At 51.9% G+C, this 24,279-nt stretch carries 20 protein-coding genes; 10 read left to right on the forward strand and 10 right to left on the reverse strand.

The window, feature by feature from the left end; all coding sequences use genetic code 11:
* Positions 1-27 precede the first annotated feature (27 nt).
* Positions 28-1,047, reverse strand: coding sequence for a UDP-glucose 4-epimerase GalE (gene galE / locus BUC02_RS07480; protein ID WP_073320841.1), 1,020 nt, complete (start codon positions 1,045-1,047; stop codon positions 28-30).
* A gap of 172 nt (positions 1,048-1,219) precedes the next feature.
* Here galE and BUC02_RS07485 point away from each other — a divergent pair, with 172 nt between their 5' ends.
* Both BUC02_RS07485 and BUC02_RS07490 read left to right on the forward strand, forming a co-directional pair.
* Positions 1,220-1,507, forward strand: coding sequence for an ArsR/SmtB family transcription factor (locus BUC02_RS07485; protein ID WP_249268804.1), 288 nt, complete (start codon positions 1,220-1,222; stop codon positions 1,505-1,507).
* Entirely contained in the window at positions 1,508-2,920 is a 1,413-nt protein-coding gene (locus BUC02_RS07490) for an SO_0444 family Cu/Zn efflux transporter (RefSeq protein ID WP_073320847.1), read from the forward strand.
* Here the strand turns inward: BUC02_RS07490 and ispD are convergent.
* Together ispD and BUC02_RS07500 are read right to left on the reverse strand one after the other, a co-directional pair.
* Positions 2,917-3,600: a 2-C-methyl-D-erythritol 4-phosphate cytidylyltransferase gene (gene ispD, locus BUC02_RS07495; RefSeq protein ID WP_073320850.1), complete on the reverse strand. Its 684-nt coding sequence runs from the start codon at positions 3,598-3,600 to the stop codon at positions 2,917-2,919. The genes BUC02_RS07490 and ispD overlap by 4 nt on opposite strands.
* 97 nt (positions 3,601-3,697) lie before the next feature.
* Positions 3,698-5,140 (reverse strand): alanine/glycine:cation symporter family protein, encoded by a 1,443-nt coding sequence (locus BUC02_RS07500; protein WP_073320852.1) that lies wholly within the window; start codon positions 5,138-5,140, stop codon positions 3,698-3,700.
* Between the two features lie 117 nt (positions 5,141-5,257).
* Between BUC02_RS07500 and gltX the strand changes: the two genes are divergently transcribed.
* The 4 genes from gltX (at position 5,258) to queA (ending at position 10,128) form a co-directional block, all read left to right on the forward strand.
* Positions 5,258-6,730 carry a glutamate--tRNA ligase gene (gene gltX, locus BUC02_RS07505; protein WP_073320855.1) on the forward strand — a complete coding sequence of 491 codons (1,473 nt, stop codon included), beginning with the start codon at positions 5,258-5,260 and terminating at the stop codon, positions 6,728-6,730.
* Between the two features lie 175 nt (positions 6,731-6,905).
* Positions 6,906-8,078 (forward strand): BON domain-containing protein, encoded by a 1,173-nt coding sequence (locus BUC02_RS07510; protein WP_088656678.1) that lies wholly within the window; start codon positions 6,906-6,908, stop codon positions 8,076-8,078.
* A 9-nt stretch (positions 8,079-8,087) separates the two neighbouring features.
* Positions 8,088-9,080, forward strand: a complete 993-nt coding sequence (locus BUC02_RS07515) for a WYL domain-containing protein (RefSeq protein ID WP_073320860.1) — start codon at positions 8,088-8,090, stop codon at positions 9,078-9,080.
* A 1-nt stretch (position 9,081) separates the two neighbouring features.
* Positions 9,082-10,128 (forward strand): tRNA preQ1(34) S-adenosylmethionine ribosyltransferase-isomerase QueA, encoded by a 1,047-nt coding sequence (gene queA / locus BUC02_RS07520; protein WP_073320863.1) that lies wholly within the window; start codon positions 9,082-9,084, stop codon positions 10,126-10,128.
* Here queA and BUC02_RS07525 read toward each other — a convergent pair.
* The 4 genes from BUC02_RS07525 to BUC02_RS07535 form a co-directional block, all read right to left on the reverse strand.
* Positions 10,125-11,384: a phosphotransferase gene (locus tag BUC02_RS07525; protein WP_073320866.1), complete on the reverse strand. Its 1,260-nt coding sequence runs from the start codon at positions 11,382-11,384 to the stop codon at positions 10,125-10,127. The two genes, queA and BUC02_RS07525, sit on opposite strands and share 4 nt — an antisense overlap.
* Before the next feature lie 27 nt (positions 11,385-11,411).
* Positions 11,412-11,765, reverse strand: a complete 354-nt coding sequence (locus BUC02_RS07530; RefSeq protein ID WP_073320869.1) for a hypothetical protein — start codon at positions 11,763-11,765, stop codon at positions 11,412-11,414.
* Positions 11,766-11,782: 17 nt separating this feature from the next.
* A complete protein-coding gene (locus tag BUC02_RS16625; RefSeq protein ID WP_255369282.1) occupies positions 11,783-11,914 on the reverse strand; it encodes a hypothetical protein in 132 nt (43 codons plus the stop codon).
* Between the two features lie 220 nt (positions 11,915-12,134).
* Entirely contained in the window at positions 12,135-12,914 is a 780-nt protein-coding gene (locus BUC02_RS07535) for a nitrilase-related carbon-nitrogen hydrolase (protein WP_073320872.1), read from the reverse strand.
* A 61-nt stretch (positions 12,915-12,975) separates the two neighbouring features.
* On the opposite strand from BUC02_RS07535, the gene BUC02_RS07540 reads away from it, so the two are divergent.
* Both BUC02_RS07540 and BUC02_RS07545 read left to right on the forward strand, forming a co-directional pair.
* Positions 12,976-15,345, forward strand: a complete 2,370-nt coding sequence (locus BUC02_RS07540) for a peptidase associated/transthyretin-like domain-containing protein (RefSeq protein ID WP_073320874.1) — start codon at positions 12,976-12,978, stop codon at positions 15,343-15,345.
* A 140-nt stretch (positions 15,346-15,485) separates the two neighbouring features.
* Entirely contained in the window at positions 15,486-16,169 is a 684-nt protein-coding gene (locus BUC02_RS07545) for a M15 family metallopeptidase (protein ID WP_254794147.1), read from the forward strand.
* Between the two features lie 355 nt (positions 16,170-16,524).
* Here BUC02_RS07545 and priA read toward each other — a convergent pair whose 3' ends face one another.
* On the reverse strand, positions 16,525-18,564 hold the full coding sequence (gene priA, locus BUC02_RS07550; RefSeq protein WP_073320876.1) for a replication restart helicase PriA: 2,040 nt from the start codon (positions 18,562-18,564) through the stop codon (positions 16,525-16,527).
* A gap of 127 nt (positions 18,565-18,691) precedes the next feature.
* Between priA and BUC02_RS07555 the strand changes: the two genes are divergently transcribed.
* Positions 18,692-21,580, forward strand: coding sequence for a DUF349 domain-containing protein (locus tag BUC02_RS07555; protein ID WP_073321203.1), 2,889 nt, complete (start codon positions 18,692-18,694; stop codon positions 21,578-21,580).
* Between the two features lie 155 nt (positions 21,581-21,735).
* Positions 21,736-22,695, forward strand: coding sequence for an L-threonylcarbamoyladenylate synthase (locus BUC02_RS07560; RefSeq protein ID WP_073320878.1), 960 nt, complete (start codon positions 21,736-21,738; stop codon positions 22,693-22,695).
* Here BUC02_RS07560 and gmk read toward each other — a convergent pair.
* Positions 22,692-23,255, reverse strand: a complete 564-nt coding sequence (gmk, locus tag BUC02_RS07565; RefSeq protein WP_073320880.1) for a guanylate kinase — start codon at positions 23,253-23,255, stop codon at positions 22,692-22,694. The genes BUC02_RS07560 and gmk overlap by 4 nt on opposite strands.
* A 110-nt stretch (positions 23,256-23,365) precedes the next feature.
* Positions 23,366-24,277, reverse strand: coding sequence for a glycosyltransferase family 2 protein (locus BUC02_RS07570; RefSeq protein WP_073320882.1), 912 nt, complete (start codon positions 24,275-24,277; stop codon positions 23,366-23,368).
* Positions 24,278-24,279 lie beyond the last annotated feature (2 nt).

The raw sequence follows: 24,279 nt of genomic DNA on the forward strand, positions 1-24,279 counted from the left end.
TTTTGCGGAACGCGGCTTTTGGGGCCGTTACCCCTTGCGGTAACCGTTCGGGTTGTTCTTTTGCCAGTTCCAAGCGTCGCGGCACATTTCTTCGATGCCGAACTGAGCCTTCCAGCCGAGTTCCTTGTAGGCTTTTTCGGGGTTGCAGTAGCAGGTGGCAATGTCGCCTGCGCGGCGGGGCTTGATGCTGTAGGGCACCTTGATGCCGTTCACCTTTTCAAAGGCGTGCACCACGTCGAGCACGGAGTAGCCGTGGCCTGTACCCAGGTTGTAAATGGCGAGTCCGCACTTGTTTTCGATGGCCTTGAGCGCGCTCACGTGGCCTGCGGCGAGGTCGCATACGTGAATGTAGTCGCGCACGCCAGTGCCATCGGGGGTGTCGTAGTCGTTGCCGAACACACCGAGTTCCTTGCGGATACCGACTGCGGTCTGCGTAATGTAAGGCATTAAGTTGTTCGGAATTCCGCTCGGGTCTTCGCCGATGCGGCCACTCGGGTGTGCGCCGATCGGGTTGAAGTAGCGGAGCAGTACCACGTTCCATTCGGGGTCGGCCTTCTGCACGTCGCGGAGCACTTCTTCGAGCATGGACTTCGTTTGTCCGTAGGGGTTGGTGATGGCGCCCTTCGGGCAGTTTTCGGTAATGGGAATTTCGGCGGGGTTACCGTACACGGTGGCCGACGACGAGAAGATGATGTTCTTGCAGCCGTTGTTGCGCATGGCGTTCAACAGCACAAATGTGGCGTTCATGTTGTTTTCGTAGTATTCCAGCGGCTTGGCGACCGATTCGCCCACGGCCTTGAGCCCTGCAAAGTGGATACAGGCGTCAAAGTGGTTTTCCTTGAAAATCTTGTCCATGGCGGCAGCGTCGCGGGCGTCTGCCTTGATAAAGGGAATTTCTTGCCCGACGATTTCGCCGACTCTGCGGAGTGATTCATCGCAAGAGTTCACCAGGTTGTCGACGGCGACAACGGAATGGCCTGCCTTATAAAGTTCGATAATCGTGTGGCTGCCAATATAACCTGCGCCACCAATCACTGCAATCTTCATTAAAAACCTCAATTTTTGGCTAAAAATACAAAAATGGGGGGAGAAAAGATGGAAATTTTTAAGAAAATGGGGCGAATTTCGGTTTTTGACCTTGACGGAACGCTTGAAAAAATGTATATATGAAAATATGAATACTTGTTCATGTATAAAAAATGCGAAAAATGATATTTCGATGGATGTTCTTTTCGAACTGTCGGAGTTTTTCAAGTTCTTTGGCGATACCACGCGTATCCGCATTATCCATTTGATGCTCTCGGGCGAAATTTCGGTGAACGATATTGCTGAAAAACTGAATCTGGAACAGTCCGTGGTAAGCCACCAGCTGCGAATCTTGCGTACGGCGAACTTGGTCAAGCCGCGTCGCGATGGTCGCAAGATGTTCTATTCGCTTGACGATGAACATATCGGATTGATTTTCAATACGGGTCTCACACATATTCTGCACAAGAAGGGTAAGTAAATGCCTGCTGTTTTAGAAATTCTGGAAAAGTTTGTTTGGCAATTCATTACGCTGTTTTCGGAGATGGCGCCGTTCCTTTTGCTCGGCTTTTTGCTTGCGGGCATTTTGCATGTGTGGGTGCCGAATCACTTGTATGTGCCAAAGATTGCGAAGCCGAACTTTAAGTCGGTATTGTGGGCGGCCTTGTTCGGGGTTCCGCTTCCGATTTGTAGCTGCGGCGTGATTCCGACTTCGATTGCGCTCCGTAAAGAAGGCGCAAGCAAGGGTGCGAGCGTGAGCTTCTTGATTTCGACGCCTGCGACAGGCGTAGATTCTATTTTGGCAACGTATTCGCTGTTAGGCGGACCGTTTGCGATTTTGCGCCCGGTGGCCGCTTTTGTAACGGCAATGCTTGGCGGCGTGTTTACTAACTTGGTCACAAAGAACGAGCCTGAAACGGGTGTTGCCGTGCTTGAAAATTCTCACGAGCATGAGCATCACGAACAATGCGATTGTGAAGGCGACCATTGTTCCTGCGGCCATGATGATCACGATGAGCATGCGAAAAAGTCTTTTGCGCAAAAGTTGAAAGAAACTTTTGAATACGGCTTTGTAAACATGATTGGCGATGTGAGCAAGTGGCTGACGATTGGCCTTTTGCTCGGTGCCCTGATTGCCGCCTTTGTTCCGGATGATTTCTTCTTGTTCCTGCACGAATACCCGCTGCTTTGCATGTTGGTGGTGCTGGTGCTTGCCATGCCCATGTACACTTGTGCCACAGGCTCCATTCCGCTGGCGTTGGCCCTTGTAGAAAAAGGCATTACGCCGGGGGCGGCCCTGGTGCTGTTGATGGCGGGCCCTGCCACAAGTATCGCAAGCATGTTGGTCGTGGGCAAGGCTTTTGGCAAGCGCACTCTCGCGGCCTACCTTGTTTCGATTGCACTTGGAGCTATGTTCTTTGGCTTTGTGGTCGACACCTTCTTTATGGATTCGTTCCTTGCTTCGATGCTCCCGCACGGTTCTGCGGAATGTCACGGTCACGGCGCACTTGGCGTATTTGACTACGTTTGCGCAGTCGTGTTTGCAGCGCTGATTATTTATGCGAAGTTTGCGCATAAGGGTTGCGGCTGCGGCGGACATTGCAACTGTGGTGAACATGAATGTTGTTGCGAAGGTGAAGATCATTGCGAATGCGGCGAACGTCATTATGAGGAACCTGTAGTCGAAACCTATCGCGTGCACGGCATGAGTTGCAGTCACTGCAAGGCATGCGTAGAGAAAGCCGTCAGGATTCTAGAAGGCGTTGTTTCGGCCGAAGCCGATGTCGCGAAAAAAGAACTCCGCGTGGAATGGCATGACGAAGACGATATAGACGAAACCGCCCTCAAGAAGGCGGTCGATGAAGCCGGATTTGAATTCGTCGGAAAAATTTAACGGGTGCGGCTTGCGAAAATCTCGAAGTCTTCGGGAGTCGTAAGCTTGTTGTTCAGGTTGTTGCCCTTCACGATGTAGACGCTTTCGCCGAAATATTCGAGGATGCTTGCTTCGTCGGTGGGGGTAAAGTTTAAAGGCTCTGCGGCAATGCGCCCGTAGAGCTTTTTGAGTAAGGCAATCGAGGCCGCCTGCGGGGTCTGCGCCATCCATACGGTGTTGCGGTCGATGGTCTGCTGCACGCATCCATCTTTTGCAATCTTGATGGTGTCAACGGCGGGCTTTGCCACAAGGCAGCTGCCTTTTTCGACAAGCGTCTTGCAAACGTCAAGGATGATTTCTTTACTGATGAACGGACGCGCCACATCGTGCACCAGTACGAATTCGGCGTTGCTCGTGAGCGCGTTCACGCCGTTTTCCACGGACTGCCAACGCTCTGCGCCACCCACGACGATTTTTAGTTTCGGGTGCGAAAAATCCTTTTCAAAGTGGTCTTTCCAGTCGGCGGGCACGGCCATCACGACTTCGGCGATTTCATCCATCGAAAGGAAGGTCTCGAGGCTGTAACGGTAAACGGGCTTGCCGCCCAGAACCAAAAGCTGCTTGGGAATGTTTCCGCCCATGCGCTTGCCGAGTCCCCCCGCCGGGAGCACCGCCGCAAATTTGCCTTTAAAATCCAACATAAAACCTTCCGACGAAATATATTCGCTTCATTTCCAAATTAAAAAAATGAACTTCGAAATTCTAATTCTGAACTCCGAATTCCGAAATCCGAACTAATTAGTCGCCCACGTGTCCGTTGTGAAGCCGTTCCAGGTAATCCTTGGTTTCTTTGGCGGCAATTCCGCTCAAGAGAATCAAGGCGACCAAGTTCGGGAATGCCATGAGGCCGTTGAAGATGTCGGCGCTGGTCCATACGGCGCTTACGGTGAGGTAGGGGCCGATAAAGATAGCGGCGATGTACACCCAACGGTAAATCAGCGTTGCCTTGGCGTTCTTGCCTCCCATCAGGTACTGCAGGCACTTTTCGGAATAGTATGCCCAGCCAAGAATCGTGGTGAATGCGAAGAACACCAGGGCGATGGCGAGGAAGAACGGTGCGATGATAGAACCGGCCGGAACAATGGCGAGTCCGCGAGAGAAGGCTTCCATGGTGATGTTCACGCCTTCGAGGCCAAGCTTCGGATCCCATGCGCCCGAAACCACGATAGCAAGACCCGTCATGGTACAAATGATGATGGTGTCGAAGAAGGTGCCGGTCATGCAAACGAGGCCCTGGCGAACCGGTTCCTTGGTCTTTGCGGCAGCGGCTGCAATCGGGGCAGAACCAAGGCCCGCTTCGTTACTGAAGATACCGCGGGCAATGCCCTTCTGCATGGCGATAAAGATGGTGCCCACGGCACCGCCGGTAATGGCGCTCGGGTTGAATGCAGCCTGCACGATCGTCTGGATGGCAAGCGGAATCTGGGCGAAGTTCAAGAGCAGCAAGAGCACGCAGGCGAGAATGTAAACGATTGCCATAATCGGGACAATATAGGTCGAAACTTTTGCGATGCGTTTTAAGCCGCCGATGATAACGGTTGCCGCAAAAATCGTAACCAAAAGGCCTGCGATGGCGGTGGTCCAAGAAATGGAATTGCCACCGAGGTTAATGAATTCAGGGGCGTTCGGGGTGAGGCGGGCCATGGCGCTTGTAATGCCATTCACCTGTGTAATCGTGCCGATGCCGAGAAGACCTGCGAGTACGCCGAAAATCGCGAACAGGACTGCGAGCCATTTCATATTCCAGCCGAAGCGTTCCTTGATGCCTGTTTCGATGTAGTAGAAGGGGCCGCCCAAAACTTTGCCGTCCTGATCGACGGTACGGTACTTGACGGCGAGCAGGCCTTCGGAATACTTGGTGGCCATGCCGAGGAAAGCTGCCACTTCCATCCAGAAGAGGGCGCCCGGGCCACCGGTACCGATAGCGGTGGCGACACCCACGATGTTACCCGTGCCGATGGTGGCTGCAAGAGCCGTGCAGAGTGCTCCGAAACTTGAAACTTCGCCATCGCCGCCCTTTTCGTTGTGCAACATGTAACGAATGGCATTCGGCAAGTTCAAAACCTGCAGGCAACCGAGGCGAATCGTGAGCAAGAAACCCACGAAGAGAACGATGACAATCAGGGGTACTCCCCAAACATAGCCGTCAATTGCATCTAAAATGGAATTTAGAGTCTCCATAGAAATCCTGTAGAAAAGGGTGGCTGTTTCGATTAACGGCCCCAAAGATAGAAAAGTTGAATCTGGAGTCATTTTAAATTGCTATTTTTTGACACGGAATAAACAAAAGAGGAAATTATGTGCGAAAATTGCAATTCTAACCGTCCTGTCCGCGTCCGTTTTGCCCCGAGCCCCACGGGCTACCTGCATGTGGGCGGTGCGCGCACCGCTATCTACAACTACTTTTTTGCCAAGCACATGGGCGGCACGTTCTACCTGCGTATCGAGGATACCGACCGCAAGCGTTACAACGAAACTGCATTGCACGACTTGATGCGCGACCTCAAGTGGCTTGGCCTGCAGTGGGACGAAGGTCCGGGTTGCGAAGGTGACTGCGGCCCGTACTTCCAGAGCGAACGCCTGGACATTTACCACCGCGAAATCAAGAAACTTCTGGATGCCGGCTGCGCCTACTATTGCTTCTGCACCGAAGAACGCCTGCAGGAAGTCCGCGCCGAGCAGGAAAAGAGCCATGTGCCGGTCACGGGTTACGACCGTCACTGCCGCAATATTAGCCGTGAAGAAGCCGAAGCCCGCATTGCTGCCGGCGAAAAAGCGGTGATCCGCTTCAAGGTGCCCGAAACTGGCGTCACGGAATTCGACGACATGATCCGCGGCCACATCAGCTACCAGAACGAACTTCTGGACGACCTGGTGCTTATCAAGCGCGACGGTTACCCGACTTATCACTTTGCAAGCGTGGTGGACGACCACCTGATGGGTACCACTCACGTGCTCCGCGGCGATGAATGGATTAGCTCTACGCCCAAGCACGAACTCTTGTACAAGGCTTTCGGCTGGCAGCCGCCTGTATGGTGCCATCTGCCGGTGATTCTCGACAAGAACGGCGGCAAGCTTTCTAAGCGCAAGGGTGCCGCCTCCGTGGGCGACTTCCGCGACCTCGGCTACCTGCCGGAGACTCTCGTGAACTACCTCGCTCTCCTCGGCTGGAACCCGGGTGACGACCGCGAGGTCATGACCATCAAGGAAATGGTGGAAAGCTTTACGCTCGAACGCATCAACCCGAAGTCTGCAAGCTTCGACGAAAAGAAGTTGCAGTGGATGAACGGCCAGCATATCCACATGTGCGATGACGCTTTCCTCAAGAACATCATGAAGGAAGGCTTGGCTGCGAAGGGTATTGACCTTTCCAAGGAACCGGAAGAACGCCTTGACGAAATTGTGAAGCAATTGAAGCCGCGCGCCCACTTTGTGCAGGACCTGGCCGACATGGCTGTGTACTTCTTTGTGGCTCCGACCACCTACGACGAGAAGGGTGTGAAGAAGCACTTCGGCGAAGGCTCCAAAGAAGTGGCGACGCTCGTGCGCGACATGCTCGCTTCCATAGAGGACTTCAAGACGCCAGTCATCGAGAAGGGATTCTATGACCTCGCCGAACGCTGCGGCCACAAGGTGGGTGAACTCGTGGGTGCGCCGCGTCTCGCTGTTTCTGGCGTGACCGCAGGCCCTGGCCTCTGGGAAATGTTCGAAATCATCGGCAAGGAAGAAGTGCTCCGCCGCATCGACGTCGCAATGCCGCTCATGAAATAATGAGAAGTGTGTAATGTGTAGTGTGTAATGATTTCCACACTCCACATTTCACACCCCACACCTCACACCTCACACCTCACACCTCACACCTCACTCTCCACACTAATACATGCGTTCTCAGTTTCCACATCGGTTGTACTCTCAAAGGCTTTTCTGCCGGCGCTGCCAGAAGGTAGTGGAACACGGCGTATTTGCCCGCGAGGCGTATTCAACCTTTGGTGGAATGGATCCGCATATTCCTCTTTTATGTTGTTGCGATGCTTGCGGCACCATGTTTGTCGCATTTTCGAACGAGTTCGTTTTTTGCAACAGGGAATATGTCAACCGCGATTATACCAAAATTTACGGCTACAACCGCATCAAGGCGGGCGACTGGGTTTACTTTAAAGGTGCACCCAAGCCAGGCTTTGTCAAGAGCATTTTCCAGACGCCTGACAAGTTGATTTTGGTTGTCACTTATGACGGCGGCCCCTTTCAAAGAATTGAAAAGCCGAGAGTTTCAATAGAAGACGAAGAGTCGCCTGAAGGGTATCGTTTGTTGCCGATTCAGAGCGCACAGACGCTTTTGGGCGACTGCATTTACCATGCCATTCGTGACCAGTTCGGAGTTGCCGTTGGTTTAGTGAACGATGGCGAAAAAGACAAACTCGCCGTTTTGCTGAAAGACCATACGCTGGTGTTTATTACGCTCCCGCCGTTGGCGCAGAATTTGTCGAACGAGAAACTTTGTGCCGTGGTGCAGGGCAAGCTTGCCCAGGTATTCCCGGAACATTGCGATAAAATTTCGGTAGAAGCGGGACAGGGCATTATTTACTTGAATGGCCTTGTCGAGAATCTGTCTATCCAGCGGGCGGTGGTAAAGTGTGTGAACGCTATACCCAAGGTGCGCGGCTGCGTGGACTTTACCCGCGTGGTTGTGCCGCCTTTTATGACCGACGAACAGATTGAAAAATCTGTGTATGACCAGCTGGATTCTTCGACGACGCGCCTGTTCGATTGCAAGGTAAGTGTGCAAGATGGCAAGGTGCAGGTTGAGGTGTGCTGTTACGAAAACGAACGCCCGAAGGACTTGGAAAACCGCCTGGCCGAAATTCCGGGCGTACGCGACTTGATTTGCCTGGTGACAGAGGTTTACGATCCGTTAAATATAGACGTTTGCCAAAAGGTGGAATCGGAAATTGCGTCGAGTTCTTTTTTGCGCGGAGCGAATGTTAGAATATCTTGCAACAATCGCAGGTATTTGTTGGAAGGGAGTGTAGTTTCGCGGTTGCAAAAGGAACTTGCCTTTGCGACGCTCCTCAAGAATGTGAAGACGACGTCTATCGAAAACCGTTTAAGAATTGTATAGGAGGTGCCTATGGCTACCGGTTACGAAAAAATTAATGCGATTAAAAGCAAGCTGAAGGTCAAGCAGACGGTAAATGACTTGGCTCGTCTGATGGGTTGTGGCCCGCGTACCATTTTCCGCCATTTGGAAGTAATCAGCGAAGAAAATTGCGGACTCCGCAAGTTCAAGGAAAACGGGGAAACCTTCTACATTATTCAGACCGATAAAGAAGCGAACTTCAATCAGGAAGTCGTAAAGCAGCTTGAAAAAATCAAGAAAAACCTGCCGACGAGTTCCGCTCCCGATATCAAGACGGTCAAGCTTTTGGACAAGGTCATCAAGACCATGCAGACCACGAATCCCGAAGACTTTAAGCCCGAGGCGATTTCGACGGACCCGGATTACGTTCTGGATTACGGCCCCTTCAGCGACGACAAGTTGCAAGATACCATGGTCAATCGCGTGCTCAAGGCAATTCACGACGGTTTTTCCATCAAGATCCATTACCGCCCCTCCGGCAAGGGCCATACGGACGCCGAAGAGGTGACCCTGGAAGTGAACCCGGTCAAGGTAATTATGCGCGTAGACACGCTTTACCTGGTGGCTGGCGAAATGGATGAAAAGGGTAACCAGGCTTTCAAGAATTATGTTTTTGAACGCATTGATAGCGTAACTGAAACGAATCATGCCATGCCCAAGTTCGTGTTCGATGCCAAACTGCATTACAAGTACTGCTTTGGCAAGTATTCTGGCCAGGGCACTCCCGAAGATGTATCTCTTGAAATCAAGTCGTCATCCAAATGGTTGCAGTCGCAGTTCGAACGTTCGCATTTCTACCCCGAAATTTCGAAGCGTTTCGACAAGAACAAGAATATGATCGTTGATATGAAACTTCACGTGACGCCGGACTTTTTGAACTGGCTGATGGGCAATGCGGGCGAAGTCCGCATTCTTAAGCCCGCATCGCTTAAAGAAAGCGTGAAGAAGTTGCTGAAAAAGGCTCTCGCTGAGATGGATGCCTAAAATGGAATCGCATAATCTTTCTGACTATAATTTTGAATTTCCCAAGGAACTGATTGCCAGCCGTACGGCGGGCAAGGGGAAAACCCGCATTCTGCATTGCCCGAAAAATGGCGGTGAACGCCGCATCATGAAGGCTCCTGAAATTGTCGACCTTTTTAAGCCGGGCGATTGCCTGGTGGTAAACAACACCAAGGTGATTCCGGCCCGCTTGTATGGCCATACCATGCACGGCGGCGAAGTGGAAACGCTCCTGGTGCAGGCCTTGATTCCGGCCGAAGATGGCTCTGCCCGCTACGAGGCGCAGGTACGCCCGGGCAAGGCGTTCAAGGTTGGTCGCGAGCTCGATATTGCGGGTGTCAAGACTGTTGTCGAAGACATCAAGGAAGACGGCGCTCGCGTGCTGCGTTTTGCGGTGACGCCGGTGGAACTTGAAGCGGTGATGAACCGCGAAGGACACGTGCCTCTGCCGCCTTACATTGACCGCCCCGATGACGAAGACGACAAGAAAGCGTACCAGACGATTTTTGCGAAGTATTCCGGTGCGGTGGCTGCCCCGACGGCAAGCCTCCACTTTAGCGAAGAAATGCTCGAAGCCCTCAAAGCGAAGGGCGTTTACGTTGCCGAAGTCACGCTGCATGTGGGCCCGGGAACCTTCCAGAACATTTCGGTGGAAGACTTTACCCAGCACAAAATGCACGGCGAACATTACGAACTCACCGCCGAAAACGCCGACATCATCAACAAGGCGAAACGTGAAGGTGGCCGCATTGTAACCGTGGGCACTACGAGTACCCGCGTTGTCGAAACGATTGCCGATGCAAACGGATTCCTGAAACCGCAAAAGGGAATTACCCATGCGTTTTTTTATCCGGGATACCGCTACAAGATTGTGGACGGCCTTTTGACCAACTTCCACTGGCCGAAAAGCAGCCTCATTTTGCTGGTGTCTGCCTTCTATGGCCGAGAAAACACCCTCGAAGCCTACAAGATGGCTGTTGAAAACAAGATGAAACTTTTCAGCTACGGCGATGGAATGCTGATTCTTTAGAGTCCGCTTTTTAGGGCTGCTTCTGGAATCCAGAACCAGTCTGGCCTGTATTCCAGTTCGTAACAAGCTTCGTAGATGGCCTTGCCCAGTACATAGGGCGAGGCCTCTTCTTTTAATTGCGCAACGGAAATGCCGGATTCACGGCTGTAGCCTTGCAAGAAGGCTTCGGCCGTGAATTGCTCGAATTCCTTTCCGCCGCGGCATTTTTCTGTCGCGTTGTTTTGCCGAACGGCGCTGGCATAGGCGAAGCTGCGGAGCATGCCGGCTATGTCGGCGGCGGGGGAGCGGAACCTGCGCCTGTATTCGAGAGTGCGGGAGGGTTCGCCTTCGAAGTCTAGCACGATAAACTTGCCGTCTTTATAAAGCAACTGTCCTAAGTGATAATCCCCGTGGATGCGCTGCGGTACTAGAAAGCGGGGGTCTTCGGTGCATCTAGATGCACTTGCTTTTTGTTTGTCATCCCGGGCTAGACCCGGGATCTCCTCTTGAGTTTGCAACTTCAGTTTTTCCACTCGCGCCACCAAATCCTGTTTCCCGTTTGCCTGCAGTAAGGCAATCAATTTGTCGAAGGGAACTTCTTCGGCCCGCGGGGCGGTGCCGTCTAAATCTTTGAGTGCCTTGTGCATTTGGGCGGTGGTGCGCCCGAGTTCAAGTGCGGCGTCTGCAAAAAAGTTCTGGCTGCCGGATTGCGTTTTCTCGCTCGGTGTGCGGACCATTAAATCCCAAGCATTTGTAGCGCCTTCGATATGATTTTCGAGAATGCCGATAGCGTAACTTGCGGTGTAATCTTGATATTCGATGGATCCTAGAAGTTGCGGAACACCGTCAAAATGGGTCGCGTTCAGTTGCGAGAGGATTTCTTGTTCGGGGTGAATGCCTGCCTGTAGACGGCGGAACATCTTGAAAAAATACTTGCCCTTGACATAGAAGGCGGAATTGCTCTGCTCGGCACCTAGCGGGGTTGCTGTTGCGAGCGACACGCGGTCAAGTTCTGCGAACCGCTGGAATTTGAAAAATCCGTTGCGGGCCTTGTACGCCTGGATTGCGGCAAAGCTTCCAAAACCTTCGGCGAGAAGGGCGCCCGCTTTAGATTCGTCGCTCATGGTGGCGTACAGGTCGCTTGTACCGTTTTCGAATTCAACCTTAAGAATCTGGAGTTGTACGCCCGCGATTTCGGCAGAATCCATTTCGCTGACTTGACGGATGGCCTGCCCCTTGCCCATGAACCAGCGTTTTCTTGAAATGTCCTCAATCATCGCACATCTCGCATCACACATTTCACATTAGCCTCTGGCCTTAAGCGGTGGAAAATACCCTTGGGCGCGCAGCGTGGCGAGAATCTTGAGTTGTGTTTCGAGAGGCTCCTTGAGAATCCCTTCGAGTACGAATTCGGGAATGCGCTTTTGTGGACGGAATTCCTTGGGAATATCTTTAAAATCGGACAGTTGCCAGTTCACGAGGAGCTTGGGCAGGAATTGATCCCACGGAAACAGGTCGCTTGGTTTGAGGTAAAAACGGGCTGGCTTTTTACCGTCTTTGGCGTCGAGCAATAGGGAACCGTCCCTAAAGCAACTAAAAAGCACAGCCTGCCTTTCCTCGTTCGAGGTGGCGGGCTGCGCTGGTATAACTAACACCATTTTCAAAGTACGAAACCTTAGGCCGCAAGTTCCCTTTGGATTTGCGAATACTGATAGCTCGAAATCGACGTGATTTTGAGAATCAGTTCGCGTGTAATGCCGGCCTTGATTAGCGCCTTCGCATACTGGAGTCTGCTTGTGTTCGACATAACTTACCTCACACGTTAAGACACTGTCGATTTGTTTACTCCAATAAAGATACAATAAAATTTTGACATTTCAATGTCAAAAATAATGCATTTTTTTTCGTGTTTTCGGGTATATTGGGCCTAACTTGTTGATAGTTCGTGAATTAGGTCCATTCACTTTCTTTAGGGAAAATGTGATATAAATTACAGAAAAATGCAGGTTGCTTTTGTTAACGATCTGTTACAAAAGGTCCTTCAAAACAGGGAATTTGATGCGGTATTCTTCTTGCGGAGTCGATTCAATTCGCCCGTAGACAATGCATTCTTCCTGGCCGTTTGCGCTTGCGATGATTTCGCCTTTTGGGTTGACTATCATGGAGTTACCGCCGTTTAGTTCGCTACCGGTGCAGTTGACTGCGGCCATGTATACTTGGTTCTCGATAGCGCGGGCTTGCAGCAAGGTTTTCCAGTGTGCAATGCGTGCGAGTGGCCATGCTGCCTGAACGGTGATAAGTCTTGCCCCTGCCTTGACGGCGTCGCGGTAAAGTTCCGGGAATCGCAAGTCAAAGCAAATGGTTGCTGCCGTATTCCAATTCGCAATTTTGAATAAATTAACTTTTTCGCCGGCACTGAATTTCGCTTGTTCCATGAAGAAGGGGCGGCGCTTGTCGTAGTGCGCGAATTCTTGTGCGCATTCGGGAACGTAGACGCTGCTGTGGTTCAAGAGCGTGCCGTTGGATTTTGCAATGCCCGCCCCCATGACGGTGCAGCCGGTTTGGTTTGCAAGTTCGTAGAGCAACTTTGCGGTCTCGCCGGAATCTTTCGTCGAAAAGTCTTCGGCAGCAGATTCCGGGTGTAGGGGCAAGTAGCCCGTGGCAAACATTTCGGGCAAAACGATAAGTCCTGGCACGGGGTCGCTTGCGTTTTTGCGGATTTTGGCGGTCAGTTCGCGCACTTTGGCGAAGTTTTTTGCCTTGTCGTTCGGGGCGACGTCCATTTGTACCAAGTAAATATCGAGCATACTATAAATATAGAACTTAGTTGGTAGAACTAAGAACTTAGTTTTTTCTATTTTAAAAAATATGAGATTACGCTCCCTGTTTGTTTTCGTACTGCTTTTTGCAGCAGCCATATTTGCCGCGACCCCGACCTTGATTGTGGGTGTGGTTCTGGAATCCGAAACTGATTTGCCTATCAAGAATGCGACGATTACCTATGTCTCGGGTAAGAAACTCGGTGAAACCGATTCCGATGGTCGATTCGAATTGACTGCCGAATCCAAGAACGCCGTGCTCATCTTTAAGAAAGAAGGCTTCGATAGCGTGCAGGTGGAATTACAGGACTTTGCCGACTTGTTCGACATGGTGATTACCATGCAGACGACTGCCGACGTGCGCAACCTGGGAACAAGCACTGTGATCGGTGGCGGTGCCGACAAGGTACAGTGGAGTTTTGAACGCAAGGTGAATCTCGACAAGCTCGAAGATGCAGCCGGCATGCGTTTTGACGTGACGGAACACCTGAGTCAGATGCCGGGAATTTCGGGCCAGAAAGACTTTAGCAGCGCTCTTTACTACGAGGGCTCCCGTGCAAGCGACGTGGCTTACCACTTGGGCAGGCTCCGCGTGCCGAACATGCGCCACTTGGATGTCGGGTTCCCGGGCAACCTTTCGGTGATTAACCCGCATATCCTGAGTGCAATCGAAATTCATGACCATTATGGAGAAGGCCCGATCGGTCAGGGCCTGGCAACGTCTGTGCAGTACATTCCCGAACAAACCAAGGGCGACTGGGGCCTGCGTGGAACGGCCGGCATTGCCTTGCAAGAAGTGGTGGTTGACGCACCATGGCTTTTCTGGGACAGCTTCAGGTTCTCTTTCCGCAGACTCGACGACGAAATGCTCAAGAACATGGGCGAAAAGTTCTTTAGTGAATTCCGCAAGGACCGCAGTGCCGAATGCTCGGGCAGCGACTGCAACGTGAAAACCTCTGATCCGTACGACTTGACCGCTTTTGACGTGTATGCCCAGTTTAACGGTTCTGACACCAACGGCAACACTTGGGCCTTGCGCACCTTGTATAGCTCCGATGAATACAGCGTGCACCAGGATACCGCGACCTCTTATAACGAGGTGAACTCGATCGACATTATCGAAGGCAAGCAGCAGTACTTGGTGGTAGGTGCCGAATACAATTCCCGCTTCGGAACCTCGGCTCACGCCGGCGTGGTTCGCGAAGTGCTGGGCGATACGCTCCGCGATACGAAGGGATTCCGCAATACGGCTAATTCCAAGGAAGCCGCCACCTATATTGACGGTTACGAACAGACCCATACGACTTTGACAGGCGGCATCGACAAGAACTTCAAGGGAAGTATCCTGGGCTCCAAGCTGAGCTGGGCCTTGCTCTATGAACACCACTTCGTGGAACGTAGTTACCAGGATTACGGTGGCTCGATTACGGATGACTTTAATGCGGGCGTGTGGTCGGGTGCCGGCCGCATGAACTGGCAGAGCGACTTTTCTCAGAAGATTCTTTCTGTGGGTGCGGTGACCGACTTGGGAGAACGCGAAGCGGCTCCGACAGCCTCGTTCGACTTTGACCAGAACCTTTCTCATGTGGACACTGCTTACTGGAGATTGATTGCAAACGCCGCTTACCGCAGCGACTGGAAGCCTTATTATGATGACGGCGATCTGACGGGTCGCCTGGAATCGGGCGTGTCCGGCAAGCTCGGCTTGGGTTACAACTCCAAGTACTTTGTGGCTCAGGGTTCCGGCTTTGGCCGTTACTACCCGGATCCGCTGCTCCCGATGCCTAAGGCTTTTGCGCAGTACGAAGACGTGACACCGATTGACTACGCCTGGGTGGCAGGTGCTTCTGCCACGATGGAACTCAAGACTTCTCACCATTTCTCGATGGCGACGAACGTGAGCTCCGTGTATGGTGAATACGAACTCGATGGTGGCAAGTCACTCCCGTGGGAAGCGAACTCCCGCTTGGATATTCTGTCGCATTTCCGCTATTACCCGCGTAAGGACTCGATTCTTTCGTTTATCATTACGCACCACGCAGCATTGCACCGTCCTCTTTATTACTACGAAATCATGCCGTCTGATCCGAAGGACCGCAGAAACGGTACCCGTCGCCTCAAGGATTTCCATGACTTCACGGACATGTTCCGTACGGATGCCCGCGTGAACCTGGATTTGATTGGCAAGAACAACAGCTTCTTCAGGACGGCAAGATTCTACGTGGAAGTGGATAATATCTTTGCAAACCTGGATGTCGATGCCCTCAAGTTCCTGGGTAGCGAAAACGCCCGCGAACGTTCTTGGGTGACCCGCGACAATAACGAAGACATTAACGATGGCTATGACCTGGTGCCGTTTATTGCCAAGGGCATGGGCCTGTACGTGCAATTCGGTGTCGAAGTCCAGCTGGGAATCTAGTTGCTAGAAGATGAATGATGTGTAATGTGAAATGTGTGAAGGGAAATAATACATCTCACATTCCTCATTTCTCATTTCACATTGATATTTTGGTTGGGCTCATGTTTCGGATACTTCTGACAGTACTTTTTCTGGGTGTCATGGCTTTTGCTCACGAAACGGATTCCCTATTTGTGCCGCCGAAGCCCGATAAGCCCTTGCGTTATTGCAGTTCTGTCAAAAAGTGGATTGAATTTGCGATGGCAGATTCCAACATGGTTGAAATTACGCGCCTGAAGGGCGTGCGCATGGACTTGCGTTATGCGACTTTCAATAACGTGACAGGCCATGACTTGTACTGCGGCGTGCAGCGAGCCTTTGTGCATAAAGATGCCGCGGCAAAACTCCGCAAGGCTGTGAAAATTATGGAACGTGAAATGCCGGGTTCCGAGCTTGTGATTTTTGATGCGTCGCGCCCGCTGTATGCGCAAGAGGCTTTGCGAAAGACAGTGCGTGGAACGCCCTATTCTGCCTACGTTTCTTCGCCGGCTACGGGCGGGCTCCATAATTTTGGCTTGGCGCTTGACTTGGGTATTACCGATGCCGATGGCAACTTGCTTGACATGGGCACGGACTTTGATTCTTTTGAACGCTGCGCGGGCGAAGTCGGCGAAGCGGAAGCTTTAAAGAGCGGCAGGCTTACGCAGGAACAAGTGGATAACCGCAACAAGCTCCGCAAGATTATGCGCGGGGCGGGCTGGGTCCCGCTCGGCAGCGAATGGTGGCATTTTAATGCTTACCCCAGCAAGTACGTGCGCGAAAACTATCCGAAGTTTCCGCTTTAACGATAATTTTAACGATGTTGTTAGTTTGTTTTAAATGCTTTTTGAGGGGCTGTACAGGCTAGATAATGTGTAATGGCGGAAATGGCCTGTACTATTTTTCGATTTTTTGAAAAAATGAAGGTTGCTTTGCTGCTGGTACAGGTTGAATGGTATACTTGAGCTTGTTAGACCTGTACGAAACGCCTTCTTTTCGGTTGTCAAATGCTTTTTGAGAGATTTTGTACAGGCTAAAAGTATTGCGCAATTTGAAAAGGCCTGTACAAGCCGCATTTTTTTTGAAAAATCTGGCCTATGTGACATTTTGGTACAGGCTAAAAAGTTTATTGTGGAAAAATTGGTCTGTACAATACAGAAATTATTCTATTTCTACCTTGATTTCTACGTTTTGCACCCAGGGCTTGGCGCCGTTGATGACGGGGTGCAGAATCTTGCGTACAGGCGCTAAGTCCTGGGTCTTGATGTAGAGTTTTGCCCAGTGGACATTTTGCACGACAGGCACGAAGGCGTCCACAGGGCCGAGCACCATGAGCTTCTTGTCGGCGCGCAGAAGTGATTCCAGACGCTCCATGGTGTGGCGGAGTAAATCTTCGTCGCGGCTGCCGCAGCTGATTTCCACGAGCTTGCAGAAGGGCGGGTAGAAGGCGGCGCGTCGGTCTTCCATTTCCTTGTTGGCAAATCCGTTAAAGTCGTGGTTCACGGCGAACTGCATCACGGGTTCAGACGGCTTGAGTGTCTGGATAAGTACCAGGCCTTCGCCGCCGGCGCGACCCGCGCGCCCTGCAGTCTGGCTCAGCAGTTGGAAAAGCCTTTCGGTGGAGCGGAAGTCGGGAATGCCGAGCCCGCTATCGGCGCCAACGACCCCGACTAATTGTACGCCCGGGAAGTCGTGGCCCTTGGCGACCATCTGCGTTCCAAGCAGAATGTTGTATTCGCGATTGCGGAACGCGTCAAGAATCTTTTCACTGGCGCCCACGTTCTGCGTGGTGTCGCGGTCCATGCGAATCACTTTCGCATTCGGAATCCATTCCTTGATTTCGTCTTCGAGCATCTCGATCGCGCCGCCCACAAACTCATAAGTTTCGGCGCCGCAGGCGCTACACGGTGTGTTCACCGGGTAAAGGGCAGCGCAGTAGTGGCACATGAGCGAGCGGTATTGCTTGTGGTAAACGAGCGGAATGTGGCAGTGTTTGCAGTAAAGTGTTTCGCCGCATTCGGTACACACGCGCATCTTCGAAAAACCGCGACGGTTCATGAGGATAATCGCCTGGTCCCCGCGCTCGATACAATCGGTCAATGCTTCGCGGAGCGCGGGCGACAAGAGGATGCCTTTTTGCTGGCGCATCTTGCCCATGTCGACAATTTGCACCTTCGGGAGCGGCGCCTGCGTGGCGCGTTCCTTGAGCGTAACCGTCTTTAAGTTGTTCGCTTTCGCGTTGTTGAATGTTTCAAGGCTCGGCGTGGCGCTGCCGAGCACCACGAGGGCTCCGTACTTGTACGCCAAGTGGAATGCCATTTCGCGGGTATGGTAACGCGGCGCCGGGTCCTGCTGCTTGAAAGAGGAATCGTGTTCTTCGTCGAGAATCACGAGGTCGAAATCGAACGGCGCAAGAATTGCGCTGCGGGTGCCGAGAACCACTTGCGCGTCGCCCTTCAAAATCGAGACGTAGCCTTCGCGTTTCTTGGGCGCCGAAAGTGCGGAATGCAAAACCACAATCGGGACTTGCAGGAAATCTTCGAAGCGCTTGCGCGTTTGCGGCGTGAGCCCGATTTCGGGCACGAGGATTAAAACTTTCTTGTGGCGCATCAAGGCTTCGCGGGCGAGCTCCTGGTAAACGCGGGTCTTTCCCGAACCTGTAACGCCGTGAAGCAATACGCCGCGGAATCCGTCTTTGTCCAGTTCTTCGCAAAGCGTGTTGAATGCGTTAGTTTGTTCTAATGTCAACGCCGGAGCTACTGGGGTAGGCTGTCTACTGTCTACTTCCGACTGTCTACAGTCTGCGGCGAGTGCGTTCAGGTACTTCTCGAAATCGGCGGGCCAAAAAACGAACAGCGCCTTCATGGGTGTGCTAATGTAATACCGCGCCGTCCATTCGAGCGTTTCCATATAACGTTCGCTAAAGCGGTAGCCCGACTGGTGCGGGTAAGCGGGGCGCACATCAAACTTGGGGCGGTCCTGGTGGACGCGTGCGACCACGGCGAGGGCCGGCTTTTTACGGGTGGCAAACTGAACCCATACAACGTCTCCGCGGCAAAGGCTTACTCCGGCGGGCACTCCGTAGGTGTATACATCGGGCGCCATGGGAATGTACACTTCGCAAAAATCCGTTAACAATTCGGACTTGAGCTTCTGATGAACCTCTTCGGGGGCGCTAAGTTTTGGGATTCGTTTTGTCACGGGCTAAAAGATAGTTAATACCGCAAAAAGCGCCTATTTTACAATCTTTTTTGTTTCAAAAAACTTTTTTTGTTAGATTATAGTATGCAAATCCCCTTTGGGAGTTGCCATACTATTGGAGATCTCTATGAGCTTATTTGACGCCTTTAAACCGAAGTGGCAAAATTCCAACCCCGAAAAGCGACTGGAAGCAATCGCTGAATTAGGTGCGGACAACCAGGATGTCCTGGAACGTGTTGCCGAGTCTGATACCGATGCTTCTGTAAGGATTGCTGCCGTAAAGAAGTTGTCCATCATTGCTACTCTGAAAAAGATTTCAGAACGTGATTCCGACGAAGATGTGAAGCGCACGGCTAAGACTCGTTATTTGGAAGAAGTGGTCAAGAAGCTTAAAACCGAGGCTCAACCGAGTGCCGAGGATCTCGCTTATCTGCAAGACCTTAAGGATACGCACTATGCCGAAGACTTGCTCAAGGGTGTGAACACCGCAGGTCTCGTTCGTGCCGAACTCGTAAAGATTTGTACCAAGCAGTCGGTCCTGGCCCTTGCCGCTAACCGCGACTTGGATGAAGACATCGCTATGTCCGCTGCACGCAAGGTGACCTCCGACTCCTTGCTCCAGGATATTGCAAAGAACTCCAGACAGCCCGAAGTTCGCAAGGCTGCAAGTGAACGAATCCGCGCAAGAAAAGAAGCTGAAGACAACGGTAAGAAGGCGGCCGAACTCTTGGCAAGCAAGCGCGAAGCTCTTGTACAGCAAGCTCATTTCTTGGCTGCGCAGAAGGAACCCCTCTCTGTCAAGGCACAGTTTGAATCTTTGATGGAAGAAGCCGCAAAGCTTGGCATGGGCGACAAGCAGGCGACGATTGACGAAGTCTATGCAAGCTTCAAGAAGTTCTGCGACGAAGCCGATGCCGCACGCATCGCAGCCGAAAAGGCCGAAGCCGAAAAGCAGGCAAAGATTGCCTCTCTCTCGGCGGCTCTCGAAGAACTCGAAACCTTGATTTCTGAAAACAAGGTGGCGGACAACGCCGAACGTGTGGATGCCATTCTCGCTGAATGTGCCGAAAGCAAGTCCCTGATGGATTCCGCTTGGACCAAACGCTACAACAATGCCTCCTTCAAGGTGCAGGATTTGCGCAAGGTTAAAGACGTTGTGGTGGACGTGCCCGAAGCGACCGACGAATCGGTGCGACCGGAACTGCTGGAACGCCTTAAGGCCTTGGCAGATACCGACGTGAACGACATGACCAAGAAGCATTTGCATGCCCTTGTGCGTGAATGGGAAAAGCTTCCGCTGTTGGAAGGTGAAGACCCGATGTTGCAGTCTTACAACGGACTCCGCAACACGCTCTCTAACAAGATCTCTGCATACGAAGAAGATTCACAGAAGCGTTTCGAAGCCAATTCCGAAAAGCTCAAGGCTATTATCGAAAAGGTAAAGGCCCTCGACGAAAACGAAGACTTCCGCGACTTGAACAAGAAGGTTCGCGAATTCTATCAGCAGTGGAAAGAAATCGTGGGCGAAAACAAGTTCAAGTATCATGATTTGTGGCAGGAATACAAGGCCGCAACGGCGCGCTTCCAGGAAATGCAGCAGTGGGAAAACTGGCATAACGAAAAGGACCGCGATGACCTGCTCCTTGAAATGGATGCTCTGACCAAGGAACCGGGTAGCCAGGCCGTTCTTGCCAAGCTTAAGGATATTACGAACCGCTGGAAAGAAATCGGACCTATCTCTGCCGCCAAGCTGCAGGAATACCGCGATCATTTCCAGAGCAACTACGAAAAGATTAAGGAAAACTGCGCCGGCTTTATCGAAGAGATGAATGCGGAACGCCAGAAGAACTTGGCCGACAAGGAAGCCCTTTGCGCGAAGATTGAAGATCTTGTCAAGAACACGGAAATGTTCTGGAAGGACAAGTACAAGGCCATGCAGGATATCCAGGAAAAGTGGAAGGCCATTGGCATGGTGCCTAAGGAAAATGTGGCTGCATTGACCGAACGTTTTAAGGCTGCAATGACTGCCTACTATGCACAGCACAAGGAAAACCTGAAGGCCGAAGACGAAAACCGCGAAGCCAACTACGAAAAGAAGGTGGCGCTTTGCATGGAAGCCGAAGCCCTCAAGGAATCAAACGACTGGAATGCTACTTCGAACAAATTAAAACAGCTCCAGGAATCCTGGAAGGCCGTGGGTCCTGTGCCGAAGAGCAAGTCCGACGAAATCTGGAATCGATTCCGTACGGCATGTGACAGCTTCTTCGAAAAGAAACGCGCCCATTTTGAAGAAATGGATGCTTCGAAGCAGAAGAATCTGGATGCCAAGAACGCTCTGTGCGAAAAACTTGAAGCCATGGAAGCTGCCGGTCAGGGTTCTCTTGAAGAACTGAAGGCTGTAGAAGCGGAATGGAAGGCCGCAGGTATGGTTCCGAAGGAAGCGATTGAATCTATCAGCAACCGCTACAATACGGTTTATAACAAGATTCTCGAACGCCTCGCACACGCCGATTCCACCTTGGCTCAGGGGCTCGACGTAATCAAGGAAAAGAAGAATGCCATGATCGATAAGGTTCGCCAGTTTGCCGAAAGCGCAGGCTCTAACCAGCTTGCAGACGCGGTTCGTGAACTCCAGAAGGAATGGCGTGAACTTGGATTCTGCGGTATCGAAGATATGGATCTTTACAAGAAGTTCCGTGAAGCTTGCGATGACTTCTTTACCCGCCGCCGCGACCAGCTCGACATTCAGGAACAGGCTCGCCAGAATAACTTGCAGAAAAAGCTGTTGCTCTGCGAACAGGCCGAAGACTTGCTGACTGACTTGAACGAGCAGACTGTCGGTGCCTCGATGAACAAGGTGAAACACCTGCGCCGTTTGTGGAAGGAAGTGGGAGCCGTGCCGCGCGAACAGTCTGAAAAGACGTGGCAGCGTTTCAATTCCGCCTGCGATAAGGTGTTTGCCTTTGGCCGCAAGGACAAGGAAGAAGCTCCGGCTGCTGCTCCGGCAGAAGCATAATAGTTCTGAATCCGGATTTCTGAATTCGGAATTATTATTGAATGTGAAATCATAATTAAAAAGAGGATAGCGTTGCGCTGTTCTCTTTTTTTATGTGAACAACAATTTTTTCTATTTTTAACGCTGAAATCTGAATTCTTAATTCTGAATTGAAAATGCAATTTCCTCCTTGGACAAGTATTGACGATGCCGCGCGCCTGCTCCACGACGGACAGGTGGTTGCGATTCCGACCGAGACCGTTTACGGCCTTGCGGGTAATGCTTATTTGCCGTCGGCCCTGGCGCAGATTTTTGCGATTAAGGAACGCCCGACTTTTGACCCGCTGATTGTTCATATTTGCGAAATTTCGCAGTTGGCTGATGTTGCCGAAAATATTCCCGATGCGGCGTATGCGCTGGCGAAGGCTTATTGGCCGGGCCCGATGACGATGATTCTGCCCAAGAAGGAATGCATACCGGATTTGTGTACGAGCGGACTCCCGTCTGTGGCGGTGAGGTTCCCGAGCCACCCGGTGGCGCAAGAGATTATCTGGAAGGCCGGCGTGCCTCTTGCGGCTCCGAGCGCGAACTTGTTCAAGCATGTGAGCCCGACGACAGCGGAACACGTGGCAGCTCAGCTCGCCGACCGCGGCCTTGCGGGCATCGTGGATGGTGGCCCCTGCGACGTGGGCGTGGAAAGTACGATTGTGTCGCTGGTGGGCGAGCCGACGGTTTTAAGGCCGGGAGCCGTAACGCCCGAAATGATTGCGAAAGTCATCGGTGATGTGAAGATTAAGGAATCGACCTCTAAGCCGGGGCAAGCTATGCTAGCGCCGGGGCAGTGCGATACGCACTACCGCCCGCAGGTTCCGCTGCTCTATGGTGAAATTCCTGCTGGCTTTACGCTTCCGGAACACTGCGTGCGGATTGCCTTCGGCAATCACCCCGGCGTGATTCCTGCGATGCTGAATCTGTCGGAATCGGGCAATATGCTAGAGGCGACAGCCAAGCTGTACGCCTACATGCACGACTTGGACGACCCCAAGTACGACTTGATTCTGGTAGACCCGATTCCGAATGTCGGCGTCGGCATGGCCTTGAATGATCGCCTCAAAAGAGCGAGCATCAAGGTTTAGTCTTTTTTCTTCAGGATGTTTCTGAGTTCTTCTGCGGCGCGTTGCAAGTCGTCGTTGATGATGACGTATTCGTACTTGCCCTTTGTCTTTGCAAATTCCATTTCTTTCTTGGCGTTTGCAAGGCGGAGCTGAATCACTTCTTCGCTGTCGGTACCGCGTCCGCGAAGACGCTTTTCAAGTTCTTCTTCGCTCGGCGGCAAAATCAGAATGCCCGTAGCGTCGGGGTAGACCTTGTCAAAATTCACTTTGCCGAAAACGTCGAGGTCGAACAACACGCGGTTGCCTTCGGCGAGAGTATGCTCGACAAAGCTCTTGGGCGTACCGTAGTAATTGCCGTGGACTTCGTTCCATTCGATCAAGCCATCTTCCTTGATGAGCTTTTCGAATTCTTCTTTAGTCTTGAAGAAATAATGAACACCGTCGACTTCGCCTTCGCGCGGCTTGCGCGTGGTGGCCGAAATAGAATACTTGATGTCCGGAAAATCCTTGATGACCAAATCCTTGAGGGTGGTCTTGCCTGCGCCACTAGCGGCACTCATAACGAATAATTTATTGCGCATAAAAACCTTTTAACTTCTTGCAATCAATTTCAATGTGAAATGTGTAATGTGTAATGTGAAATGTTTCGTCATGCATTTCTCATTTCACATTCCTCATCACTAATCACTGTTTACTTCTTATCTTCAATGTAAAGCGGACGCTGCTTGACTTCGTCGTAAATGCGGCCGATGTATTCGCCCATAATGCCAATAGACATCAGCTGTACGCCGCTAAAGAAAACGATGGCGGTCATGAGGGATGCCCAGCCGGGAACCGTCGTGGCGGGGCTCAGGAATTTTTCGAGGATGGACCAAATCAAAACGCCGAGACCGACGATGGTCGCGAAGAGTCCTGCATAGAAACTGATTTTGAGCGGTGCGGAACTGAATCCGGTAATGCCGTCGAGAGCGAGACGCACCATCTTTTTGAGCGGGTACTTGGAAGTGCCTGCGGTGCGTTCGGCGCGGTCGTACTTGACGCCAATCTTCTTGAATCCGACCCAGCAGACGAGCCCGCGCAAGAAGCGGCTACGCTCGGGCAAGTTCTTGAGCTGATTCACCACGCAGCGGTCCATGAGGCGGAAGTCTCCGGTATCAGGCGGAATGTCGATGCTCGTGAGTTTGCCGATCAGGCGGTAGAAGCAGAAGGCGGTAAAGCGCTTGAAAATGGTTTCGCCTTTGCGCTTGTTGCGTTGTGCGTAAACCACCTGGTAACCTTCGCGCCACTTTTCGAGCATTTCGTGAATCAGGCTCGGCGGGTCCTGCAAGTCGCCGTCGATAATGACAACTGCATCGCCGGTAGAATGATCGAGGCCCGCGCTGAAAGCAGCCTGGTGACCGAAATTGCGGCTGAAGTTGATAATCTTGTTGTTCGGATTCTGGGGCAAAAGCGATTCTACGATTTCGCGGGTCTTGTCCTTGGAACCATCGTTTACAAAGATGAGTTCGTGCTCGATATCCTTGAGTTCTTCTTCGAGAACGCGGTAGGTTTCGGCGACGATTTCTTCTTCGTTAAAAACAGGAATGATTACAGATAACAGCATGA

The sequence above is a fragment of the Fibrobacter sp. UWOV1 genome (assembly GCF_900142495.1).
In the GTDB taxonomy this organism is placed as follows: domain Bacteria; phylum Fibrobacterota; class Fibrobacteria; order Fibrobacterales; family Fibrobacteraceae; genus Fibrobacter.